General features: G+C 64.9%; 1 protein-coding gene. It reads left to right on the top strand.

What is annotated here, in order from left to right:
* Positions 1-704 (top strand): methyl-accepting chemotaxis protein (locus ACK41V_RS23625; protein ID WP_409786128.1); only part of this gene is annotated, 704 nt, incomplete at its 5' end.
* Positions 705-724: the final 20 nt, after the last annotated feature.

The following is a 724-nucleotide window of genomic DNA, read 5'->3' on the forward strand; positions in this document are numbered from 1 at the left end:
CTGCGCTGATCGACCAGCAGGCCGAGGACGAGGCGCTGCGTCAGGGCCTGGAAACCAAGCTTGCCGCGGTCAGAACATTGCTCAGCCAGTTCGAAACGCGCGCCGCCGAGCTGGAAGCCGCCGATGAGAGCGGCAGGCAGGCGCTTTCGGCGGGGAAAGACAGAGTTGCGGCCCTTGAGGCGAGGCTGGAGGCGATGAGCCGCAAGGGCGCGTCCGCCGAAAAGCTCGCCGAGGCGGTGCATGCGGCGGCCGCCCGGACGCGGGCGCTGGTGGAGGATATTTCGCGCATGGCGCAGGATATCGGCGTGATGACGGCCGGTATCGAGGATGTCTCCTTCCGCACCAATCTTCTGGCCCTGAACGCGGCGGTGGAAGCCGCGCGGGCGGGCGAAAAGGGTGCGGGTTTTGCCGTTGTGGCCGACGAGGTCCGCCAATTGGCGCAGGTGACCAATCGTTCGGCCAAGGATATCCGCCAGATTGCCGACCGGGGCAGGGGCCAGGCGCAGAGCGGCATCTGCGAAGCGGGCGAGCTGCAAAAAATAACCCAGGCCCTGCAAGAGAATTTACGCAATCTAAGCAATGATGAGACCAGTATCGGGGATGACGGGGAAGAAAAAGCGGCGCCTGCGCAGCCGATCTTACTCCGCAACGCGGTGCTCAACAGTGATGGTCAGGAGACCATCTCCCGCCGCGCAGCCAGCTAGCCGGAAGAAACCGGCGGACA

Source organism: Acidovorax sp., assembly GCF_046291265.1.
Taxonomy (GTDB): domain Bacteria; phylum Pseudomonadota; class Gammaproteobacteria; order Burkholderiales; family Burkholderiaceae_C; genus Acidovorax.